Raw genomic sequence first — 19,674 nt, 5'->3', positions numbered from 1 at the left:
AAAAGTAGCGCTGCTACTGTTAAACAAAGTAGCGCAGCTACTGTTAAGCAAAGGATCGCTGCTACTATTAATTGTCTTGTTTATGGCCTAACAGTTAACAAACAAAAAACCCACTAAAGTGATTACTCTCTTTAGTGGGTTTTTAGTGCACTGCTTAATTGCTATGAGCACTAGCTCATAATGAACAATTGCTTTGAAGCACTGCTAGCAGCTTTATAGATTAGAGTGGGCAGCCGATACGACGTGCAACTTCCTCGTAACCTTCGATAACGTCACCTAAGCCCTGACGGAAACGATCCTTGTCAAGCTTCTTACGGGTTTCCTTATCCCATAAACGGCAGCCGTCTGGAGAGAACTCATCACCTAAGATGATCTTGCCTTCGTACAGACCGAACTCTAACTTGTAATCAACTAAGATTAAGCCAGCCTTGTCAAAGAGATCCTTTAAGGTCTCGTTGATCTTGAAGGATAAACGCTTCATCTCATCGATCTGCTCCTGGGTACCCCAGCCAAAGGAAATGATGTGAGACTCATTTACCATTGGATCGTGCAGCTCGTCGTTCTTGTAGAAGAACTCGAAGGTAGGTGGGTTGAGGTCACGACCCTCTTCGATGCCAAGGCGCTTGCAAACAGAACCAGCAGCTACGTTACGAACAACGCACTCAACTGGAAGCATCTGCAGCTTCTTAACTAAGCACTCGGTGTCGGAGAGTAACTCCTCAACGTGTACAGGAATACCTGCCTCTTCAAGCTTCTTCATGATGAAGAAATTAAAGCGGTTGTTAGTACGGCCCTTGCGGTCTAACTGCTTAATAATCTTGCCATCAAAAGCGGAGGTATCATCGCGGAACAGCATGATGTAGTGATTTGGATCTTCAGTCTCGTATACAGACTTTGCCTTGCCGCGATAGAGTTCCTGTTTCTTTTCCATTTTGAGTAATCCCAAAAAAGTAGTATGTTATCCACTAAACCTATGGTCTAGCGGCTTTAGGAAGCTAATGCTCCCTCTCTGTTCCTACTGCAAAAAGCCGCTTATCATATTAAAGATTTGCAAAATTTGCAGAGGCCTTACTTTCCCACATGCTGCGGGTAGGGTTATCAATTTCACCATGTACTGATAACCAAGGTAGTTTCCCACCTATTGCCATGAGAAATAACAAGAAGTTTTGTTAGCTCATCAAGGCTCAAACAACGTGCCCGATCAGATATCTATCAGGCTTGTTGATTTTAATCCTCGTCAGCGAATTTGGCAAGATAATTAGCACCTTCGCTCTTGTATGCAGCAAACTCTTTGACGATGGCTGCAGAGAAGCCATTGTATAAGGTTGCCACCTGAACACCGCTTAAAGGCTTATCATCCTCATCGTAGAAGGTCAGCACAGAGTGGTTGCCTGCAACTGCAATTCGTACGATGTATTTGTTGGACTCAAGGCCAAATGGACGAATACCTTGTGAGGTATAGAAATCAGCATCTTCCTCTTCTAAAGTGAAAGTGATTGAAGAACGAGATACTGAATACTCATTAATCTCCATGCCATACTGTGAGAGTACGCCACGCATTACATTCCAAACTGCCTCGTATGGGGCATTAACAATGATAGCGTCCTGATTGTTGTTATCACGACCTAAAACTGGCTCAATGTAATCAGGAATAGCCTGGAAAGTACGCTGCTGCAAAGCTAAGGCACTGATAAGCTCGTTAGCAAAACCAGTGGTAAAGCTACGCTTCTGACGTGAATTTAAAATGGCGCTGCTGCCTTTAGCATCAGAAACAGAGTTAACTAAGGTAATTAATAGACCAACTGTACCTTGGTTTGATGAAACCACGCGTACGGTGTAGATCTGGTTAAACTTAGCATTGTCATCATCAATGCTCTCGTTGTATACCTGACCATAATCGTTGTAGGTCTTGCTAGCAGTAGCAAGCAACATCTGATCTGCACGTACTTCAGCTACTGGAATCTTTAAGTAATCTAAAGCTGCACCTAAGTACTGCCATGCGTCGTTAGTTGTTCTTACATTCATGTTGCCATAAGGTAAGAACCAAACTAAGGCGGCATTATCCTGATTACGGATATCAACACCTAACTCGTTTACGCGGGATACTACAGGTGGACGAACATCCATGACCTCGCCAACCATATAGCGGCTCTCTGAAGTTGCAGCAACATTGGCAATATCTAATGACTTGTCGGTATATGGAGTAGATAAGGCAGCAGGAACCTTCATAGGATCCTCAGCCTCTACAGCATGGGCATGCTCATAGTAACCTGTAGGAGTTCTCAGCGAGTTATCGGTTGAGACATACTCCCAAGTTTCGTCAATGGCTCCGCAAGCAGACAGTAAAGTGGCAGTGCCGCCAACAGTAAATGCCATGGCGATGGTCTTAATCTTGGTACCGAACAATCTTTTGCTCCAAAACCTAAACTAGGTCAACGGGGATGGATTTAACTTATTCTCAGCTAGTGCCGAGATAGCTAGACATTGTCTACTAGAAGTATAGTTTCTAGCTAAAACATCCTAATACTTTAGCTCACTAAAATGAGCCCTGTCTTAGTAAATAGGATGAAGTGTAAGCTATAGCAATCACGTATTTTAATGCATTCTTAACTAATGCGCTATCAACGACCAAAAATTTATCTAACGAAAGAGCTTTAGCTACATACATTTACGCCTCTCAAACAATGCTATCTAAGCCTAGCCCCCATAAATATCCCACTGCATAGCATCAAAAGGCCCATCTAAGGGGAGTGTCCAGCTCCATTCTTTCATTATTAGACTCTTGTGCGTCTTGGACTAACTGGCACTTTAACTAATTTGCTCTTTGCATAAAGACCTCTAGTGTAAATGGCCTTTGGGGCGAAGTGCATCTTTACAAATGCCCCCACTTTGCAAAAGCAAGTGTTCAGATGATCGTTTTCAAATCTTATTGGCATGTACCAATACAAAAGGGCTGCTAAACGCCTTGAAAGGTATTTAGCAGCCCTTTTAATATACTTAAGCTTTGGCAGCAATAGTAATGCTGCTAGCTTTAGTAGATCTTATTAGTCACCTAAACCTGGACGGAGCAGTGGCTTCTTTAAGTAGTTGAAGAGGTTCTCAGCTACCATGTTCAGTACTTCCTTGATGGAGCTTAACTCTGGATCGTACTGATTGATGAAGACTGGCTCGCAATCTGGCTCGTAGTAGCAAACTGATGAGAATACAGCATCTACGTCAGTCTCAGATAAGGTCAGAGAGCAACGGAAGTCTACAAAGCGCTCAACACCAGCCTGAGCTAAGAGTGGATCACGCATGATCTTGTGGAAGTTGATTACTGAAATGTTGCGATCGTCTAAGAAAATGTGGTTTGGACGAACGCCCATCTTGACCCAGTGCTCAGCCTTATCAAAAGCGCGCTCTAATGGTGAGTCAGAGTGGAAGATAAATGGAACTTCGTAATCTGAACCAGGAGGTGGAGCGAGAGGATCGGTATTCTTCTCAAATGCATCAGTATTATCTGACATGATTATCTCCTACTAACTATGCCTGAACCTTCTTGGTCTCACGTAAGGCAACGGTTAAATTGAATACAGGCTGATTCTCGGCAGAATGCTTAGAATCAACGCAGAAATAGCCCTCACGCTCAAACTGGAAGCTATCTCCAACTTTAGCACTCTTTAAAGAAGCTTCTAAAGCAGCATGCTCAATTACTTCTACAGAGTGTGAATCTACAACTGAGGTGATGTCATCCTCTGCACCTGGGTTAGGTACAGTGAACAGACGCTGGTACATCATTACCTTGCCGTCATAGTAATTGTTGGCATCAACAAAGTGAATAACACCCTTTGCCTTAACGCCTTCAACATCACAACCAACTGAGTTTGGAATTGCTTGTGCGTGTACACAAACTACATTGCCATTAACGTCCTTTTCACAGGAGGTGGCTTTGATGATGTAGCCATGACGCAGACGTACAGTACCACCAAGCTTTAAGCGCTTGTACTGCTTATTGGCCTCTTCACGGAAATCAGCCTCATCGATGAATAACTCACGAGAGAAGCTTACTTCACGAGAACCAAGCTCTGGCTTGTCTGGGTGGTTAGGAACAGTAAATGATGTAGCAGTTACACCCTCTTCACCATAGTTATCAATGATGAGCTTAATTGGGTGTAATACAGCCATAGCACGAGGTGCATTGGCATTTAAGTCTTCACGAATGCATGACTCTAAAGCAGACATCTCAACGATATTGTCTTGCTTAGTAACACCAATACGACGGCAGAACTCTCTTAATGATGCAGGGGTAAAGCCACGACGACGTAAACCAGAAATAGTGGTTAAACGTGGATCATCCCAACCATCAACAAAGCCCTCAGTAACTAAGAGGTTGAGCTTACGCTTAGAGGTAATGGAGTACTCTAAGTTTAAACGGCTCATCTCATACTGATGAGGCATGCAGTCAATAGTGATGTTCTCTAAAACCCAGTCATACAGACGACGGTTGTCTTGGAACTCTAAAGTACAAATAGAGTGAGTGATGCCCTCGATGGCGTCTGAGATACAGTGAGTGAAGTCGTACATTGGATAAATGCACCACTTGTCACCGGTCATAGCATGAGCGGCATAACGAATACGATAGATCACAGGATCACGCATACACATGAATGGTGATGCCATGTCGATCTTGGCACGTAAGCAGGCCTTACCCTCTTCAAAACCACCATCACGCATCTTTTCAAAGAGCTTTAGGTTTTCTTCAGGGCTGCGATCACGATATGGGCTGTGCTTACCAGGCTCTTTTAAAGTGCCACGGTACTGTCTAATCTCATCTGGTGAGAGTTCATCAACATAAGCAAGGCCCTTGTTAATGAGCTCAACAGCATAACCATACAGACGATCAAAGTAGTCAGAAGAATGGCGTACTTCACCATTCCACTTAAAGCCTAACCACTGTACGTCTTCTTTAATTGAGTTGATGTACTCCATATCCTCTTTAACAGGATTTGTGTCATCAAAACGTAAGTTACAGGTGCCGTTGTAATCACGTGCTAAACCGAAGTTTAAGCAAATGCTCTTGCAGTGACCGATGTGCAGATAACCGTTTGGCTCTGGAGGAAAACGGGTAGCTACATGATCATGACGACCTTCTTTAAGGTCAGCATCAATGATTTCAGTGATAAAGTTGCGTGGAATTTTCTCTACAGAATCCATCGCCATCTCCAGTATAAACAGCAGCGACCATGCAATCAGTTAAACTCAGACTCTCTTTAAATAATCTTGAGCACGAAAGCTGTCGAAGAACAGCTTAGCAGTACCACCACTCTTCGCAAAGAATGACCATACATGCTCAAAGACGCAGTTTCTTTGGAAACATGGTGTATTTCACCACATCTGAAAGTGCATGCAGAGCAATCTAAGCGCAACTGATTGCTAAGGTTAGCTGCTGTTGAAAAGCTAATGATCCTGATATATTACAGACTTTAATAGTGCAAGTGCAAATTATTAAGTTCAAAAGACCAAATTTCGTCTCTTATAGACTCTCATCAAGCCTGATTTAACACTTATCTACGTAAGTCTATAACCACCAGCATAAGCTTCTAACATAATGCTAGAGGCTTACTAAAAGACCATGTACAAGCGTTTTAAACGCCTATTTAAAGGCCAAAAACTAACCTAAGGTATCTTAGAAAAATTAAGTTACCTATCTTGCTCAAGCGATTGTAGCAAAGGCCGCAAAAACCCTCAAACTCTATCTAACAAAAGGCCACCATCATCGCACTTTAAGTTTGTAAAAAAACATCAAGCGCCACATACGACCAATGCCATCAATACAGCACAGAATACAGTTACGCTGATCTTAATTCAAAAGGGGTTATACACGCGACGCAGCATGTGGTTTATCAATCTTTATTGGCTCTAAAAGGTGATCTTTGACGAAAATCAGGATATGAGCGCTGATTACATAAGAAAAATCGTGCATCATAGACACATACAAGGATTCAAGAACCATTGAAAGATGCGTCTATTGTGACTAGTTTTGCTTGCACTTAGGCTCTTTGATGCTTCTTTAGCTCAACTAAAAGCGCTCAAATGTCAGATTTCTTTCAAATTTTTACGCTTTGTATTAGAATAGAGCGCTATTTTCACAGCCGACTACGCTGCGGCCGGGACACAGTCCAAGCTCTAGAGCTTTGTCGATGCAGATAGAGTGTTTCAAATTGGTGATCCTTGTTACGTGAGCTTAAGCTCTGCGGTAGTTCACCTGTTGCCAATGCCAGCTGTAGAACACAAAATACGGTTACTTTTAAGGACTCGATTATGAGCTTTGAATCTGATAAGCAGTTTAACGATTTCCAACACTTTGCCCGTGGCATCCGCCGTTCAGGTGAGTTCTCCATCCGTGAAAGCGCTATCTTAGAGCAGTGCGGTGTCGCCATGATGGAGCTACATCAGGGCATCCGTAAGCCTGCCGATGAGACTGAGCAGACTTTCGTAGATCAGCTGCACTCTGAGGAAGTTATCACTGATCCTAATGCCAAGATCTTCAAGAAGTACCTGCAGGTTATCCAGCCTCGTCGTCTGCACCGTCTGTGCTCTGTTGGCGCTGATGATGAGATGGGCGCAAACGATTTTGGCGGCGGCTCAGGCGGCGACGACAGCTCAATCGACTAAGATTAGCTTTAGCATCATGCCCTTGCATGATGCTCTTCAGGCCTAAATATTCTTCTTAGGCCCTACCGCATCATGCGGCTCTTCGATTAGGCGGGGTTAACAGCCCCACCTATCATCAAACCTATCTACAAAATCCCCCTGCCTTTTTCATTGCTTCACAGCCTACTCTTCTTCTCCAAGGCAAGCAGCACTATTGCCCAAAGTTCCTTTTAGCTCATGTTGACACAGGTAGCTTAAGCCCCAAAGATCCTATTAAATCAGGTTGACGCATGTAGCTTAAGGCTCAAAGAGCCTATTAGCTCAGGTTGATGCAGGTAGCTTATGGCAAAACAGTCGAGCACGTATTGATGCTTCTTAGACAGAGGTGTCCATACTGAGCTAGATGATGCTTGCAAGCATTAGATGATGGCATTGGACAGCGCTCTTAAGCTGCAGGGCACTGATACGGCAAATGAGAGCTTGCAATGCGTTGATAGCAGCTCTTTTAGATACGATAGCCTTGATAGGCATGACGAGCATGTGCGTTGCTGTGGTTATTGGCGGCACAACAAGGAAAATGATGTAGTGCCGCAATAACTAATGGGGTGTTGTTTGCAGCGCTTTTGATGCGCTTATGTGCTAGAAAATACCTTCACAACCAGTACCAATCAGAGTACAGCTTGAGGACATGATGGAGTTGATCGCGATAGTGAAGTTAGCCATGAAAGCGTTCAAACTTACTAAGAGTACAGAAATACCTACGATCATGGAGATAGCAAAACCTAAGGAGAACACGTTTAACTGAGGAGCAGCACGGGTCATAACACCGAAGGTAAAGTTAACTACTAACAGCGCACAAATAGCAGCAATCGAAGTTGAAAGGGCGCATTGGAACATGGTTGCGCCAAAGAAGATAATGGCCTCTAAACTTGGTGGAGTAAAGATACCAGGGGCAATTGGCAGCGTTTCAAAACTTAATAACAGCAATCTGATGAACACTAAATGACCATCAACTGCAAAGAACACTAAGGTTGCTAAAACGGTAAAGAACTGACCTACAACTGGAGCATTTGTACCAGATACAGGGTCAACTAAGGAGGCAAAACCAAGACCGGTCTGCATCGCAATGGCCTGACCTGCAAGCACGAATGTAGCAGCCAGATATTGCGTGATAAAGCCAATACCAGCACCGATAATTACCTGAGAGATGGTGGTAATGATGCCAAGAGTAGAGAAAGACTGGATCTCAGTGTCAATAGGCGGAATGTTTGGCAAGAAGCACACAGTCATAGCCAAAGCTAGCAGGGCTCTTACCATACGAGGTACAGTAGAGGCTGAGAAGGTCATAAATGCCATCAAGAAACCACCAATACGGCACAATGGCCATACGATGGAATCAATCGAGTTGAGCATAAATGGCTCAAGAAAGTTTATTCCCATGTCAGCACCGCTGCAATTAAAACCTAATGCCCTTGTTACTTAAGCTTAAGTATTGGCCTCAAATCATCTGCTATCCAGGCTATTAATAGACCAAGGATGGCGCTTTAAGATTTATTAACCCACTACCATCGGGATGGAGTGTACAAGTCCAAAGAAGAACTCCATAAGCTTAGTTAAAGCCCAGTGTGCGCCCCACATCAGACCAAGCACAGTAACTAACAGACGAGGTAAGAATGATAAGGTTTGTTCGTTAATGGAAGTTGCAGCTTGGAAAACTGACACCATCAAACCAACTACTAGAGAAGGCAAAATGGAGGCAGTCACTAGTACTGCAACCAATCCTAACGCCTGACGGACAACGTCGACAAATACCTCTGGTTCCATGGCTGGCACCTCTTGTTAAGGGCTGGCTTATTAAAAATAAGCTTAACTCTACCTTATGGATAGTTAGCCCGTATTAATTGTCTTTCATTGCTCAAAGAATAATAAGACTTTGAGTCAATGCAAATGTAACTTAGGAAGCTGAGCTTAAGTTAGATAAAGACATGCGCTGTAAGTAAAACCCGAGAAAAGCGCAAAAGTCGTGAATCTTATTAAGCATTTGCCTTTAAACTTCTAAACAGCTTTGTTTACGCGGGAACACCAATACCGTAAGAGGCGAGCAGCGATCCCATAATTAAAGTCCAGCCGTCCACTAACACAAAGAGCATCAGTTTGAACGGCAACGATACAATCATTGGCGAGAGCATCATCATACCCATAGCCATCAGAATGGACGCTACAACTAAGTCAATAATCAAGAAAGGCAAGAAGAGCATGAAGCCAATTTGGAAGGCTGTCTTGAGCTCTGAAACGATGAATGCTGGAATCAGTACATGTAAAGGTACTTCCTCTGGAGTCTGTACTTGTACATCAGCGTACTCCATAAAAGCATTAAGATCAGACATACGAGTCTGCTCACGCATGAAAGCATGCAGCGGCTTTTGGGCTACTACAAACGCATCACGAGCCTGCATCTGATCATTTAGATATGGCACGATGGCGGTATTGTAGATGGAGTTTAAAACTGGGGTCATGATGTAGATAGTCATGAAGAATGCTAAACCCACCAGAATCTGGTTGGATGGGGAAGTCTGCAGACCCATGGCTTGACGCAAAATCGCTAGCACGATGATGATACGCACAAACGAAGTTGTCATGATAATAATCGATGGTAGGAAGCTCAATAAAGTCATGAGCATCACTACTTGCAAGGATAAAGAGTAGTCCTGTGTACCATCTGGATTAGTCTTTACAGTAAAAGCTGTCATATCCAGATCTGCTGCCTGTGTTACAGAGCAAAAATACAAGATCAGACCTGAAATAACACTCCACGTTAGGCCAATCATAAAAAGACGCTTTAGTCCCTGCAGCTGAGCATACGGATCAGCTTTGAGACTACTTGTGTTCTGGTTAACCATACAAACTACTCTCGGGTTTTAGTGTAAAGGCCAAGCATACTCTTAGCCGTGCACTAGGAAAGTCTACAAGACTATCCTATCTTAGAGATCTAATTTCTCTTTAGAATCTTTCTTGTCAGAAGCATCATCAGATACATCTGAATCGGCAGCCATGATATCACGGCCGGCCTCAGTTTCACTCAGCTCATCGAAACGTTCTTTGCCCTCAGCATAAGCCTTAGCAAAAATCTTCGCAAACTCTTCGCCTTTAGGATCGGCTTTAGACGTTCTAGAGTCAGCATCAGCCATAGATGAGTGTGCATCGCTATGAGCATGATCATTTGTCTTTTGCTCATCCTCTGCATCAACATTGTGCCCATGATCGACCCAGGTTACGCCAGTAGAACCATCAGCTACAGGAACAGTTTCATCTTTGGCTGCGATCTTATCTTTAACGAGAGCCGACACTGAATCGCTAGAGGTAACAGTATTGCCCTCATTAGATGCACTGTCTGCTGCAGGCTGCTCATCACAATCGTGCTTATCATCCTGTAAAGCATCGGTTTCCGTACCATCATCATCGCCAGCTTTAGCGGCATCGGCTTGCGTGCCATCAGCTTGCGCGGTTTCGGCTTGCTCAGCTTGTGCTTGCTTAAGCTCGCTCACGTCAGCTTGCTCGGATGCATCGCCAACAGCGGCAGTAATTGCATCGGATAGCTTTTCAGCATCTGAGTGAGTGTTGGCTTTTGCATCAGTCATACATGAGTCACTGTGTGCTGAGCTGCCATTAATCTTGCCATCGGCTGTAGAGCTTTGAGCATTAATAGTATCGTTATCTACTGCACTATTGGTGCTTGCATCGGATGCAGCGGCCTTTTCTGAAAAGACTACTGATGTCTTTTCGACACTAGGTAGTTCTCCATTGCCCTGCTCGTCCATACCAATATGACGCATTGCATGCTTTAGACGTGAGGCTCTTTCATGTAAAACATCATCATCAGGCATCATGGTTAGATTGGAGGTGGCACGGGCTGCTACTTTACGAGCTGCCTGAGCTTTAATCTTGGCCTTGGTGATATCCTTAGATGCTAATTTTGTCTCGCTGCTCTTAAGAGTCTTTGTATAGAGCTCCTCATCTAAATAATCAGAGTCATCATCCTCATATGACTCGCATATTTCCTTAGATGCAGCAGCTTTGGCTGCTTTAGCCTCTTTTTGTGAGTCATTATCTAGCTCTAAAATTAGATTGATGTTACTTGGAGTTACACCGAGTAACAGATGACGGTCACCAACGCGTACTTGCACAATACGCTCTTTTGGACCAAGCGCCATCTGAGTCTCAAGACGAATGGAGCTACCAGATCTTTGTACAAAGCGTGACTTCTTAATTAAGAAAGCTAGGATAAAGATAATGCCTAAAACAGCGATGGTAGAAAGTAACCACTGAATAATACCTGAGGTGGTATTTAAGCCACCTTCAGCTAATGAGCCAGATCTTTTTGGACGGTCGGCAGCAAAAGCATTGAACTTTTCAACAGCAGATGCTTTATCCTGTGCCGATGGTTGTAATTCGTTACCTTGAGCTTCATCTGCAAGAGCTGCCGTGGCATGTTCAGCCATGATGGCATCATCAGCGGCAGCAGTTTCGTTAAACTCAAGGTCAACCACCTGCGGCTTTTGATCATTCTTAGTTTGGTCAACAGCTACTTTAACAGTATTTTGCTCAGCGCTATCAGCTAGAGCTTTGTCATTTTCTGATGCTGCTTGTGCATCAGCTGTTGCAGCTTCCTCTGCTCTCTTAGCAGCAGCTGTTGCATGCTGCGTAGTTTGTGGTGCAGCTTGCTGTGCTGCCGTTTGCTGTGCTGCGGCTTGCTGTGGTGCGGCTTGCTGTGCTGCGGCATTATCATTAGCGGCAACTTCAGTTGCAGCACTAGTGCCTTGTGCTAAGACTTGCGATGAGCTAAAGAGGGCAAAAGATGAGCAAGTAAGTGCAAAGAAAAAACAAGATGCCTTGGTAACTTGCTTGAAAGAAATGGGTTTTAAGATATACAGATCCTGATTTAAAAAGCCTCTGACGGCAGATGTATACGAATGTGCTGTACGCATGGGCACCACCTTTCAGGATCAAATAGATTAAAAGCAATTGAAGTAAGACAATGCTTAGAGATGTTTAGCATTGCAAGCACTATATACCTAAGGACAACAGCCTTTAAGTACTAGAGGGCACAAAAGTGCAATAGTTGGAGGCCTATCAAGCAAAAAGCCCAATGGCAGTAGATCTGCGCAATGGGCTTTGCACTGAAACAAACCAGCGATTACTGGAGTTTCTTGATACGCTCAACCTGGCTGATAACATCGGTGAGACGGATACCGAACTTATCGTTAACTACCACAACTTCACCGTGGGCAATTAAGGTACCGTTCACGAGAACATCTAAAGGTTCGCCTGCCAGACGCTCAAGCTCAATAACAGAGCCTTGGTTTAACTGTAACAGGTTACGAATGGAAATCTTGGCGTGGCCTACTTCCATAGTAATGGTTACAGGAATATCTAAAATCGCGTCTAACTTCTTTCGCTCTTCACGAGATAGCGGAGCTTTGCTCTTACTAGGATCGTCAAAAGTTTCAAGCTCGGCGGTGTTCATGTCCTCCATACCATCGGTTGATGGTAAGCCGTCGGCCCAATCTGTATTATCCAAATCCGACATCTTATGGATCTCTCCGTTATGAGCAGCGCCAATGCGTGCTGTTAAGTTAGTTTTGCTTGAAAAACGCTTGCTGTTCTTAACAGCACCTAGCGTCGGTTATTTAATCTGTCTAATGCTTAAGTTACGCCACATTTATAGTGCCGTAAAACTATCTAGCTGCCTTAATGATTTACTCTTATATAACTAGGCTGCTAGATAGAAAACATTAGTCGTCATCAAACTCTTCAAGGTCATCATCATCCTCAATAGAGATACCAGAACCCTTGAGGAATGAAAGATCGCTCTTCATTGATGGTGGACGCTTGAGGATATCAGAAATCTTGATAGCCAGTTTTTCCTTGGTGCGACCAAGTTTTGCGTGGTAGCTAGGTAAGTCTTCGATATAGACGAGCAGATTATCAGGCATATCAACGTTAAGCACGTCGCCTACCTTTAAATCCATTACCTGGCCAAGGCTTAATACGAGATCGAGCATCTTAACGCGCATATCGACCTGCACGTCCATAACTTCTTCTCTTAATGCCTTGTTCCAACGAACGTCAGTATCGCCCTTATCTGACTGCACACCAGCGTCAAGCAGTTCCCGAATTGGCTCGATCATAGAGTATGGGAAGGCGATATGCATATCGCCACCACCACCGTCTAAGTCGATGTGGAACTGGTTAACTACGAGCATCTCGGATGGTGACACGATGTTAGCCATTGCAGGGTTAACTTCGGAGTCAAGGTACTCAAACTCCACGTCCATAACTGGAGCCCAAGCTTCCTTATAGTCCTCAAACACCATCTTAAGGAGCTTTTGAATGATACGACGCTCGGTTGGTGTAAATTCACGACCTTCAATCTTGGCACGGAAACGACCTTCGCCACCAAAGAAGTTCTCTACAAGAATGAACACTAAACGGGCTTCTAAAGTAACTAAGGCAGTACCTTTTAATGGACGGAAGCGCACCATGTTAAGAGAGGTAGGCACGTACAGAGTCTGTACATACTCACCAAACTTCATCATTTTGACGCCGATCCAAGTTACCTCAGCCGAGTGACGCATCATGTTAAAGAGACTGATACGCATGTGACGAGCAAAACGCTCATCTACCAACTCTAAGGTTGGCATACGACCACGAACAATGCGCTCTTGTGAACCGAAGTCGAACGGTTTGACACCTTGGCCACCTTCGTCAAACTGATCCGGCTCTACATCATCAGCTCCGTGGAGAAGAGCGTCGATCTCATCCTGCGTTAAAAACTCAGTCATACCTAATCAATTCCCCAAAGTTACTGCATTACAAAGTTTGTAAAGAGTACTTGCTCTACTAATGGCTGGTTAACTACACCTGTAAGCTTGGTTCTAATGCCGTCTAAAAGCAGGCGCTTGAAACGCTGTCTGCCAGATGGGCTTGCAAGGCTTTCAAAGTCCTGCTGTGAGCAGATCTCTGAGATGGTGGAGCTAATGAGAGGTAAATGCTGTTGAGCTAAAGCTGCATTTGCACTGCCATGAACAACGAGAACCGGGTCAACCTGAACCATGTGACCACGCTTGGTCTTGCCTGGGAGGTTGAATGTGAATGCAGTCTCGAAGCGGATGTACTGATCAGAAAAATCAGCAGTAGTGCTAGTGCCAGCTTGGCCTGCAATATCCACAGCACTCTCTTCTTCAGGGGCTGGGAAAGGCCATAAATTCTGCAAGTAAGCATAAGCACCATAGCCGCCGACGCCTAAGATAAATAAGACGACGAAAGCGATCATGAGCATCAGCTTCTTTCTTGATTTACCGCCGCGTGTGCTTAAGTCATCATCTGTATCTGACATGTTCCTCTCTCCGTATGACTGTCTAAAAGCTACGTTGAATAGTCTATTATGGCACACAAGAGGAGGCTAAATCCAAGGGTAAACTGCGCAAACCTATGCAAAAGATAGGTTTTCGTAGCCTCATTACGCTTGATTCGGTATACCCAGGATTAATAATTCCTGATGAATACGCGACTTATTGACTTAAGATGCTGCGTGTCCGTGATGTCAAAAGCGCTGACACATTTTTGAGTGTTGCACTAACTTTGAGAAGGACTTAGGAAGGATCTAAAGTCAGTCTGGTCTTAAGCTGCTCTTATGTAAAGTTATTCTTACCAAGCTTACATTGATGACACTAGACTGACTATCGGCTGGGCTAACAAAAACTCCTCACAGTCAAATTTATTGTAAGGAGTGTCTGTTTTCCCACAGTTTATTACTTCTGTGGGTTAGGACGTATGGTTCCTTGACGATACGCGCCCAGCCGGCGCTGTCAAATTATCAGCAATTGAAGCCGGCTCTTAACCTCTTGCAACGACTGTACCACGCTTAGCAAAGCTTGATAATTCGCGGTTTGCAGAGCTTAAATCCATAGAAGAATTGTCATCTACGATGCCTTGAATAGCTGCTTTGTCGTCATCAGACAAAGAACGTGCATTAGCAATTAAAGCATCAACACTTACATCGTCAGTTGCGACATTGACACTATGACGCTGTGAAGATGCAGCCTTAGTTACTGCAGCAGCTGATGGACGATTGTTGGCTACAACATTTGCAACCTCTACCTCGGACTCATCTAAGTCACTTACTGAGGCATCAGTCTTAATGTTCTGCTGAGATAAGATTTCCTTAAGCTTTGGCAGAGCCTTTTCTAAGATTGCACGGGTTTGTGGATTAGCAGCTGCTAAAGAAACAGATACGGCATCATTAGAATCGCTCAGCTCAATAGAAATCTTCATCTTGCCCATCTCATTAGGGCTTAATTCCATTGAAAGCTGCTTCATATTACGTGCAGCCATCTGCATGACGCGCTCGTGAATCTCAGATGCGTCAGTATCCTCTGATCCAGTAAAGGCAAAGCGAGTCATATGAGCAGGAACAGCTTCTTTTGCACCGTCAGTTGCTTGAGCTTGTTGACTTGATGCCATGCCTGCAAATGCAGCGTCTTGCTCTGAACTATCGCTTGAGCCAAACTCAGTAGATGCACCATCGCTATCTGATAAAGCTGCAACGCCTTCACCATCACCAAACATAGAGGCAAAGAGTGAGCTTTGTGAATAAGTGGTGCTCTGAGCAGTTGAGCTTAAGCCCTTGATGCCAGACTTTAAGGAGTTAAGTGCCTGGTTTACAGTCTCGGAACGAGTTGCATCACTCTTAAGAGCCTCATCAGAGAGCAGGCTATTACGGGCCTGAGCCTCAGCCATTAACTTAGCAGCTGCACTCTTGTCATTTTGTTGTGCAGTAGCTAAACGTAACAGAGCCTCTTGAGCATTGTTAGTCTTGCCTGACTCGTTTGAGGTAGTTACATCCTTAACATTCTTTAATACCTCATCACCGCCGTTTAACACCTTTGAGGCATCTGAAGATGAGTGACGAGCGAGCTCAGTTAAGTTAGCTTGAGTACGCTGATTAACAGTTTGAGAGTTCTTAGCTGTTCCAGCGGCATTAGCTGCGTTTTGTGATTGCTGAGCATCTGCAGTGGATCTTACACCCTTGTTAGCTAATGCAGCGCGTGAACCTTCAGCCTCAGCACCATGGCTTAAGCGAGCCTTGTTAGCATTCTTAATCAGAGTTTGAGAGTCTGACTCTTCACCAACTGCGTTAACACGATTCTGAGCTAAAACATTTTGCTGAGCAGTAGGCTTTGCATCTGCCTTAGCTGCAGCAGAAGCACTTGAAGCGCCGCTTAAAGTCATACCAGCTGCAGCTGCGTCATCAGCAACACCATTTAAGGAGTTTAAGAGATTGTTGCTTGATTGAGCACTTGCAGTTAATGAATTGGTGTTATCACGTGAGGTTGGCAGACCATTGAGAGCCTGAGCATCACGACGCTCTTGGGCCATGGTCTGTGGGTTGGACATTTGCAGGCTTAACTTGCTCACATTGGTCTCACGTGCAAGAACATCTAAGTTCTGACGTAATTCTTGATTGTTGAGCTTGTTGATCTCACGAGCCTTGTTGTCTGCCTCAACGTTCTGAGCATTACGAATTTCAGACTCTTGACGACGGCTGCGATCCTGAAGAGTTTGACTGATCTTTTCGTCAGTCTCTACACCCTCAATATCCATCATCTTCTGAGCAGCCTGAGCTGACTCGGTCATCTCATCGGAGCCATAACCTACTGCAGATGAAGAACTTGCAAATGAAGAACCACTGTTTTGTGATCCCATACCAGCTGACTCACCCTGAGCAGTAGATGTGGTTGTACTTGCAGCGCCCTGAGTACCAGATACAGCGCCACCAACAGAAGTAGAAGCAACTGAACTGCCACCTACAGAAGCAGCAACACTGTTGCTTACAGATGAGCTAGAGGTTGATGCAGAGGCTGAACCACTACGGGAGAATGCTGATGCAAGAATGTCAGAAGGGCGCATAGTTTTGGTTTGTTCTGCCTTCTCTTCGAGCATGTCAGCATTATTCTGAGACTGTTTAGTCTGAGCCTCAGCGGCAATATCCATACGAGTCATGGAGGCAATTTCAGCAGCCTCAGCATTAAGACTCATCATGCGCTCACGGTCATCAGCGAGCTTACGATTGCGGCTCTTCTTCTCCTCTTCCTCGTCATCTAGACGCTTTTGGAAGTCCTTAGAGGCAGCATCCATAGAGTCTTTTTGCGATGCAGAAATATCCTTAACCATGCTGACGTTCTTTTGCTCAGTATTTGAGAGCACACCACCAGACATACGACTCTTGAGGGTAGAAAGCACATTAGAAAACTTAGCGGCAACGGAATCGTCGCCCTGAGACATAAGGCGATCGTAAGGATTCTCTTTAGAACCTTTCTTAGCTAAATCAGCAGTTGCTTGAGCATTCTGATTGTGTAAATTCTGAGTCTGCATGATAAACCTCAATCAGGCCATCACTGCTACATACAAAAAACTTGAGCAGCTATAGCTTTCTGGCCTGTTTTTAACCAAAACTATAGATAGTCTTGTGCAACACTCATGCCATTAAGAATGGCTTATTTAACGCAAAAATTTATAAGGCTAGATACCAAAACATAACGATCTCAAGTAATGCAAATACAAAGCAACAAACCCGATAAATAAGCTATTTATAAAAACATAAGGTATGACTAAGGACGCAGCTCCTGCACACGTGATCTTTTGATCATGCCATCAAGAACACACCACCTTTAAGCCCACTGTACCGCAATGATCCCCTCAAAAACCTATAAACAAGCCATTTTTATTCTTATGTACATGAGATGGCATAACTTGCCGCTCGTAACTTGAGACGGTCAAAACTTACATCTACCAACAAATAAACGCTAAATTGCGGCCTTACCCATTGAATGCTTGAACTGTGATCTTATGATCCTTTAGCCGCATCAAATGAACTTTACGATCCTGCTACACCCCATATAGCTACGATCCTTACCACTAGATCCACTCGCACTCTGCTGCAGCCTTTGCACATTATTCGTATGCTTCATTGAAACTAAGTAACATTAGCATCGCCCCATATACCATCAGTTTGTAAACAGCAAAGAAACTGTTATCTGGCTCTTATCTGTAGGTTTCAGACCTAGCAGATCTGTGGAGCTACTATGTTGTAGCTTTGCTTATAAAACTACTAAGTTGCCTATGTATTACTATCACATCAAAACATTCTAATGCCGTTGCATTCATGATCTGAGTGAAACATGTAAATGAAGCGCAAATGTAAACTATTAACATCGTATCTATGCATAGATATACAGAGTATCTAGTCTTTGGCTCATTTTTGACAAGTTGCATGTGTATTTTGCATAGTTGCGATGGAATTGCCCATTTGTACGTGTAACTCAATTTTTAGATACGCTTAAGTCATATCTAGTAAATATACTAAAAGCACAGCCATATCGGAGAAACGCACAGGAGTTACGTTTCACGCACTGCACCAAACTGACACATTTACAAAGTTCGACTGTTACTTTGTAACTCTCTTATAAGTCAAATCATAGATACACATATCATTAGCAAAAGATTTGATATTGACTTAGAAGTATTTGATTCTAGTTACAACAGTTTTAAGCAATCTAGATACAATATTACCCCAGCACACCTGATAGTTAAAAAACTATACCAGTGACAAAGTTCATACTTTTTAAAGTTTTTGCCACTTTTTTTGCTGATTTTGGGAAACTTTCAGCCAAAATATGGTCTAACAACGTGAAACCACTTATGTGGCGAAACACTTAAAACTTATTTACGACCATCAAGTCGCCCTATCTCGTCTCTATTCATTCTTTTAAACCCTGTTTAAGGTTTGTTATGAGGCAGGCTCTACAGCAAGAGCCAGCATAGGATGCTTTTTGCTTTTAAAAGCCTTAACTTGATGCACCTCGTTTTAGCATTTGAACTCTTGTGGCGAGAGTCTCCTAAACTCAGGTAATGCTAGATGATAGTTGTGAAGAGTTTTGCTTTGCTTTAACACCTGACGTACTTAAGTATCCTTACCAAAGTGCTACTAACAAGTACAATGCTGCTTGAAACATAAGCAGCTGGAGAACCCCTTAATATGATTACTGCTTTTGCTGCTTTATTTGTTCTGTGTGTTGTTGCTTCTTCCCTGTGCTTCGTATTAAAGCCAGACAGTGAGCAAACCAACAACGACGAATAATTTAAGCAAAAGGCTTTATGCCCACTTGTTTAAGCTTGTACAAAGCACTATGCTCTGAAACAGGCAAATGATATGAAAGCTAAGCGTCTAAGCTTAGTTGCACACCTCGAGAATGAATCACAACATTCTCAACATATCGCGGTTAAAGCTTCGATTTATCTACCCTTTAGCTACAAGTGCAATGCAGCTAAAACCGGCGCTAGATAGATTGGCTAGATCCTGTATGAGTAGACCAAACAAAACTCCCAACATTTGACCACAAATGGTTATGGGAGTTTGTGTTGCATGTTCTACTACAATCCCCTCTTTTCCCAACACTCCTACCAAGCATCAGTTTATCTACTGTTCTTGAAGTGCCCTTTTGTACCTTAATGCAAATTTAGCGACTTTTAACCACTCTATACACAAAGCATTGAACCAAAATCATCTTACTTAACAGAACGAGTCAGAAATAAAATTGAAGTCAGATGAGACGCTGCAAAGATGATTGATAACAATTATGCCATCTCGCATTAAGGCTACTAACACCGATGGCTACAGTAGTGCTCAATCTACAACATCTAGCATCAACTTAAGTTCAGGTCGGAATGATGTGCTTACTAGAGCGGAAGAGCATGAGGATAATAGCGAGCACGTAAGAGTTTCAATTTACTCAAGGAACAATGTTCCTAAAGCTATTAAGGCAACACCGATTTTTAAGTTCACTACAGAAATGTTGTTAATGGTGGGTACGATGCTTCAGCCCTTTCTATACAAGAGAGTCTGGATGTGCTTGGTCTTAATAAGTATGACGCCCAACTAGATAATCTCCTTATCTCTATGGCTTCCTTAAAGCTGAGTCA

Annotated in this window: 13 protein-coding genes; 1 reads left to right on the top strand and 12 read right to left on the bottom strand. The window is 43.6% G+C overall.

From position 1 onward, the window contains the following. Positions 1 to 220 precede the first annotated feature (220 nt). The 4 genes from purC to glnS form a co-directional block, all read right to left on the bottom strand. Positions 221 to 931: a phosphoribosylaminoimidazolesuccinocarboxamide synthase gene (gene purC / locus RDO37_RS04865; protein ID WP_027939158.1), complete on the bottom strand. Its 711-nt coding sequence runs from the start codon at positions 929 to 931 to the stop codon at positions 221 to 223. 296 nt (positions 932 to 1,227) lie between these two features. After that, a complete protein-coding gene (gene bamC, locus RDO37_RS04860) occupies positions 1,228 to 2,406 on the bottom strand; it encodes an outer membrane protein assembly factor BamC (protein WP_308498303.1) in 1,179 nt (392 codons plus the stop codon). A 638-nt stretch (positions 2,407 to 3,044) separates the two neighbouring features. Continuing rightward, on the bottom strand, positions 3,045 to 3,506 hold the full coding sequence (locus RDO37_RS04855; protein WP_027939161.1) for a hypothetical protein: 462 nt from the start codon (positions 3,504 to 3,506) through the stop codon (positions 3,045 to 3,047). A 16-nt stretch (positions 3,507 to 3,522) separates the two neighbouring features. After that, positions 3,523 to 5,193: a glutamine--tRNA ligase gene (gene glnS, locus RDO37_RS04850; protein WP_273325510.1), complete on the bottom strand. Its 1,671-nt coding sequence runs from the start codon at positions 5,191 to 5,193 to the stop codon at positions 3,523 to 3,525. 1,107 nt (positions 5,194 to 6,300) lie between these two features. On the opposite strand from glnS, the gene maoP reads away from it, so the two are divergent. Continuing rightward, the gene (gene maoP / locus RDO37_RS04845; protein ID WP_027939163.1) at positions 6,301 to 6,654 is read left to right on the top strand and encodes a DUF413 domain-containing protein; all 354 of its coding nucleotides are present in this window, start codon (positions 6,301 to 6,303) and stop codon (positions 6,652 to 6,654) included. A 618-nt stretch (positions 6,655 to 7,272) separates the two neighbouring features. On the opposite strand, the gene fliR is transcribed toward maoP, so the two are convergent. From fliR to RDO37_RS04805, 8 genes are all read right to left on the bottom strand, one after another. Further along, entirely contained in the window at positions 7,273 to 8,073 is an 801-nt protein-coding gene (fliR, locus tag RDO37_RS04840) for a flagellar biosynthetic protein FliR (protein WP_308498302.1), read from the bottom strand. A gap of 114 nt (positions 8,074 to 8,187) precedes the next feature. Beyond that, positions 8,188 to 8,457, bottom strand: coding sequence for a flagellar biosynthetic protein FliQ (locus tag RDO37_RS04835; RefSeq protein ID WP_027939165.1), 270 nt, complete (start codon positions 8,455 to 8,457; stop codon positions 8,188 to 8,190). Positions 8,458 to 8,702: 245 nt separating this feature from the next. Beyond that, positions 8,703 to 9,461 carry a flagellar type III secretion system pore protein FliP gene (fliP, locus tag RDO37_RS04830; RefSeq protein ID WP_044121357.1) on the bottom strand — a complete coding sequence of 253 codons (759 nt, stop codon included), beginning with the start codon at positions 9,459 to 9,461 and terminating at the stop codon, positions 8,703 to 8,705. Positions 9,462 to 9,614: 153 nt separating this feature from the next. Further along, entirely contained in the window at positions 9,615 to 11,618 is a 2,004-nt protein-coding gene (gene fliO / locus RDO37_RS04825; protein WP_308498301.1) for a flagellar biosynthetic protein FliO, read from the bottom strand. 209 nt (positions 11,619 to 11,827) lie between these two features. Beyond that, on the bottom strand, positions 11,828 to 12,220 hold the full coding sequence (gene fliN / locus RDO37_RS04820; protein WP_027939167.1) for a flagellar motor switch protein FliN: 393 nt from the start codon (positions 12,218 to 12,220) through the stop codon (positions 11,828 to 11,830). Positions 12,221 to 12,425: 205 nt separating this feature from the next. After that, positions 12,426 to 13,475 carry a flagellar motor switch protein FliM gene (gene fliM, locus RDO37_RS04815; RefSeq protein WP_027939168.1) on the bottom strand — a complete coding sequence of 350 codons (1,050 nt, stop codon included), beginning with the start codon at positions 13,473 to 13,475 and terminating at the stop codon, positions 12,426 to 12,428. 20 nt (positions 13,476 to 13,495) lie between these two features. Beyond that, positions 13,496 to 14,029 (bottom strand): flagellar basal body-associated FliL family protein, encoded by a 534-nt coding sequence (locus tag RDO37_RS04810; RefSeq protein ID WP_308498300.1) that lies wholly within the window; start codon positions 14,027 to 14,029, stop codon positions 13,496 to 13,498. Positions 14,030 to 14,529: 500 nt separating this feature from the next. Further along, positions 14,530 to 17,067: a flagellar hook-length control protein FliK gene (locus RDO37_RS04805; RefSeq protein ID WP_308498299.1), complete on the bottom strand. Its 2,538-nt coding sequence runs from the start codon at positions 17,065 to 17,067 to the stop codon at positions 14,530 to 14,532. Positions 17,068 to 19,674 lie beyond the last annotated feature (2,607 nt).

It is taken from the genome of uncultured Anaerobiospirillum sp. (assembly GCF_902485895.1).
GTDB classification, from domain to species: domain Bacteria; phylum Pseudomonadota; class Gammaproteobacteria; order Enterobacterales; family Succinivibrionaceae; genus Anaerobiospirillum; species Anaerobiospirillum succiniciproducens.
The sequence above is the reverse complement of the archived record's forward strand: the minus strand, read 5'-3'. Positions and strand labels throughout refer to the sequence as shown.

Coding starts and splice junctions, on each gene's coding strand:
- purC (WP_027939158.1), bottom strand. CDS start 931: ATGGAAAAGAAACAGGAACTCTATCGCGGCAAGGCAAAGTCTGTATAC.
- RDO37_RS04855 (WP_027939161.1), bottom strand. CDS start 3,506: ATGTCAGATAATACTGATGCATTTGAGAAGAATACCGATCCTCTCGCT.
- glnS (WP_273325510.1), bottom strand. CDS start 5,193: ATGGATTCTGTAGAGAAAATTCCACGCAACTTTATCACTGAAATCATT.
- maoP (WP_027939163.1), top strand. CDS start 6,301: ATGAGCTTTGAATCTGATAAGCAGTTTAACGATTTCCAACACTTTGCC.
- fliR (WP_308498302.1), bottom strand. CDS start 8,073: ATGGGAATAAACTTTCTTGAGCCATTTATGCTCAACTCGATTGATTCC.
- RDO37_RS04835 (WP_027939165.1), bottom strand. CDS start 8,457: ATGGAACCAGAGGTATTTGTCGACGTTGTCCGTCAGGCGTTAGGATTG.
- fliP (WP_044121357.1), bottom strand. CDS start 9,461: ATGATTGGCCTAACGTGGAGTGTTATTTCAGGTCTGATCTTGTATTTT.
- fliO (WP_308498301.1), bottom strand. CDS start 11,618: ATGCGTACAGCACATTCGTATACATCTGCCGTCAGAGGCTTTTTAAAT.
- fliN (WP_027939167.1), bottom strand. CDS start 12,220: ATGTCGGATTTGGATAATACAGATTGGGCCGACGGCTTACCATCAACC.
- fliM (WP_027939168.1), bottom strand. CDS start 13,475: ATGACTGAGTTTTTAACGCAGGATGAGATCGACGCTCTTCTCCACGGA.
- RDO37_RS04810 (WP_308498300.1), bottom strand. CDS start 14,029: ATGTCAGATACAGATGATGACTTAAGCACACGCGGCGGTAAATCAAGA.
- RDO37_RS04805 (WP_308498299.1), bottom strand. CDS start 17,067: ATGCAGACTCAGAATTTACACAATCAGAATGCTCAAGCAACTGCTGAT.